The sequence below is a fragment of the Streptomyces beijiangensis genome (genome assembly GCF_017315755.1).
In the GTDB taxonomy this organism is placed as follows: Bacteria; Actinomycetota; Actinomycetes; order Streptomycetales; family Streptomycetaceae; genus Streptomyces; species Streptomyces beijiangensis.
On sequence record NZ_JAFLRJ010000453.1, the window covers coordinates 1 to 2,947 of the forward strand.

The following is a 2,947-nucleotide window of genomic DNA, read 5'->3' on the forward strand; positions in this document are numbered from 1 at the left end:
CAGCGAACCCGTGCATCCGCCCCGGGTCGACCGGGTCGCCATGCATCCCCCGCCCGACCGGAATCGCCTGTTCGATCTTGGACCGCAGCCGCGACAGATCACCCGGCAGATCGTTCGCTGTGAGTGACGTCCTCACCGCCGACATCCCGCAGCCGATGTCGACCCCGACCGCCGCCGGGCAGACCGCGCCGTGCATCGCGATCACCGAACCGACCGTCGCGCCCCTGCCGTAGTGGACATCCGGCATGACGGCCAGTCCCTTGACCCAGGGCAGCGTGGCGACATTGCGGAGCTGCTGCATCGCACCCGCGTCGACCGATGCCGGATCGGCCCACATCCGGACCGGAACCTCCGTCCCCGGAATCTCTACATACGACATAACTCCCCAATTCCCCCGTGAAGATCACAGAACGCAAATCTGACGCCAAGGCCCGCGAAAGCGACAGCGGACCGGCAAGCACACCAGTGCGTGCGATAGACATTGTGTCCGGGGACCACCATCCGGCGGTAACCGTTTTTTGTCCCGAAGGGAGCCTCTGACCGTGCAGCGAAGGGCGTTCGTACCCGCCGCGGCGCTGCTCTCAGCGCTGGTCGCAGGCTGCTCAGGCAGCTCCGGAACCAACAGTTCCGCGACCGACTCCAAGCCCGGCGGGACCCTCCCTGCCGCCGCCCCCGGCAAGTACCGCACCCTCCCCGAGGCCTGCGGGGCTGCCGACCGGGGCGCGCTCAAGCGGATGTTCCCCGGTGTGGCGAAGCTCCCCAAGGACCAGCAGGAGAAGGTGTACGCGGGCAGCGCGGTGGTGACATACGACACCGACCGGCGCGTCGGCTGCCACTGGAAGGCCGACGCGGCCGACGCCTCGCACCAGCTCTCCGTCGACTTCGAGCGGGTCGTCAGTTACGACACCTCGGTGAGCGACGAGGACCGCGCCAAGCAGGTGTACGGGGAGAAGGAGTCCGCCGCGGATCTCCCCCCGGCCCTGAGCACGACGCCGAGTCCCACCGCCACGCCGACCCCCACGGCGCCCGTCACCGGCTCCACCGCGGCCACCTCCCCGCCCCCCTCAGGACCGGCGGCAGGCGACACCGACGACCTCCAGCCCCGTACCCTCGGCGGCCTCGGCAACGCCGCGTTCCTGGACGACCTGCTCGCCAGGGCCGGCGCCACCGGGAAGGCACGCACCATCACCGTGGTGTTCCGTACCGCCAATGTCATCGTCACCGTCGAGTACAGCGAGCAGCCCACCGAGGCGGCCGTTGTGCCCGACAGCAAGGAACTGCAGGACAGAACGCAGGCCATGGCCCGCAAACTCGCCGAGCAGTTCAGCGATTAGTCCGGTACGTGCCCGACCGCCGATACGGTGGCGGCGCACCGGACCGTCCGACCAGTGAAGGAACCATGCACCGATCAGCCCCGCGACACCGCCTCGTCACCCGTCTCCTCGCCTGCGCAGCCGTCCCGGTGATGCTCGTCGTCGCCGGCTGCTCGTCGGATTCCGGCTCAGGCAGCAAGAAGTCGAGCGCCACCCCCTCCGCGAGCGCCTCGGCGTCCCCGTCGGTCGCGGTCGCCGCGTTCGCCAAGCTGCCGCCGGACGCCTGCAAGACGATCTCGGCGAAGACGGTCGAGGACCTGATCCCCAACGTGAAGTCCAAGGCCGGCACGGCGGACAAGTCGAGTGACATCTCCATCCGCAGCGGCTGCAACTGGAACGGCCTGAAGAGCAACGGCACCAAGGGTTCCGACTACCGCTGGCTGGGCGTCTCCTACCAGCGGTACGTCTCCGACGCGACCCTCGGCAGCGGCGCTAAGCGCGCCACCGAGCAGTACGCCAAGGAAGTCGCCAAGGCGCAGGCGACGGCGGGCGCGAAGAGCGTCAAGTCGGCGGCCACGACGGGCATCGGCAACCAGGCGACCACGGTCACCTACACCCTGCGCAAGACGGACGCGGACTTCACGTACGCGACGGTCGTGGTCCGTACCGAGAACGTCGTCCTCACGGTCGACTACAACGGCGCGGGCTACGAGGGCGCCAAGTCGCCGTCGGTGGCCGATGTCACCAAGGGCGCCCAGACGGCCGCCAAGGAGGCCGTCGCCGCGGTCGCCACAGCGAACAAGTAGACATCCGGCCAGACGCACCAGTAAACGAACATGTAAGCGAATTGGGCCCAACAAGCCCCCATACACGCCGTTTTACGGAGCCCGGTTCTCCCCCGGAGACCGGGCTCCGGCCGTCCCCGCGCACCAGCACCCGCACGCGTGTGCCAGGCTGTGCCCGCCAGATGTCCAATGCTCGGGGAGGGACTGCGGTACATGGCCGCGATGCAGCTGACACGTACACACCGACTACTGATCGGTGTTGTCGTCGCCGGTGCGGTGATAATCGCCGGGATCGGATTCGCAGGCAGTTACGCGGCGGTGCGCAAGCTCGCCGAGGAGAAGGGCTTCGGGAACTTCTCCCTGGTCTTCCCCATCGGTATCGATGCGGGCATCTGCGTACTCCTCGCCCTGGACCTGCTCCTGACGTGGATCCGGATCCCCTTCCCGCTGCTGCGCCAGGCCGCCTGGCTGCTGACCGCGGCCACGATCGCCTTCAACGGCGCGGCCGCCTGGCCCGACCCGCTCGGCACCGCGATGCACGCCGTCATCCCGATCCTCTTCGTGATCTCCGTCGAGGCGGCCAGACACGCGGTGGGCCGGATCGCGGACATCACCGCGGACAAGCACATGGAGGGCGTGCGCCTCACCCGCTGGCTGCTCTCCCCCATCCCCACCTTCCGCCTCTGGCGGCGGATGAAGCTGTGGGAACTGCGCCGCTACGACCAGGTCATCCGCCTGGAACAGGACCGTCTGATCTACCAGGCCCGCCTCCAGGCCCGCTACGGCCGCGCCTGGCGCCGCAAAGCCCCCGTCGAATCCCTCATGCCGCTGCGCCTGGCGAAGTTCGGA

4 protein-coding genes are annotated in these 2,947 nt (G+C 68.8%); 3 read left to right on the top strand and 1 reads right to left on the bottom strand.

What is annotated here, in order from left to right; all coding sequences use genetic code 11:
- Positions 1-379 (bottom strand): RtcB family protein (locus tag J0695_RS34315; protein WP_206968681.1); only part of this gene is annotated, 379 nt, incomplete at its 3' end.
- 163 nt (positions 380-542) lie between these two features.
- On the opposite strand from J0695_RS34315, the gene J0695_RS34320 reads away from it, so the two are divergent.
- From J0695_RS34320 to J0695_RS34330, 3 genes are all read left to right on the top strand, one after another.
- Positions 543-1,334, top strand: coding sequence for a DUF3558 domain-containing protein (locus tag J0695_RS34320; protein WP_206968682.1), 792 nt, complete (start codon positions 543-545; stop codon positions 1,332-1,334).
- Between the two features lie 65 nt (positions 1,335-1,399).
- Positions 1,400-2,119, top strand: coding sequence for a DUF3558 domain-containing protein (locus J0695_RS34325; RefSeq protein ID WP_206968683.1), 720 nt, complete (start codon positions 1,400-1,402; stop codon positions 2,117-2,119).
- Positions 2,120-2,311: 192 nt separating this feature from the next.
- Positions 2,312-2,947, top strand: a 636-nt coding sequence (locus J0695_RS34330) for a DUF2637 domain-containing protein (protein ID WP_206968684.1), incomplete at its 3' end; no start/stop codon positions are given.

Excerpts from the sequence above, each read along its gene's own strand:
- J0695_RS34325 (WP_206968683.1), top strand. The coding sequence starts at position 1,400 with ATGCACCGATCAGCCCCGCGACACCGCCTCGTCACCCGTCTCCTCGCC.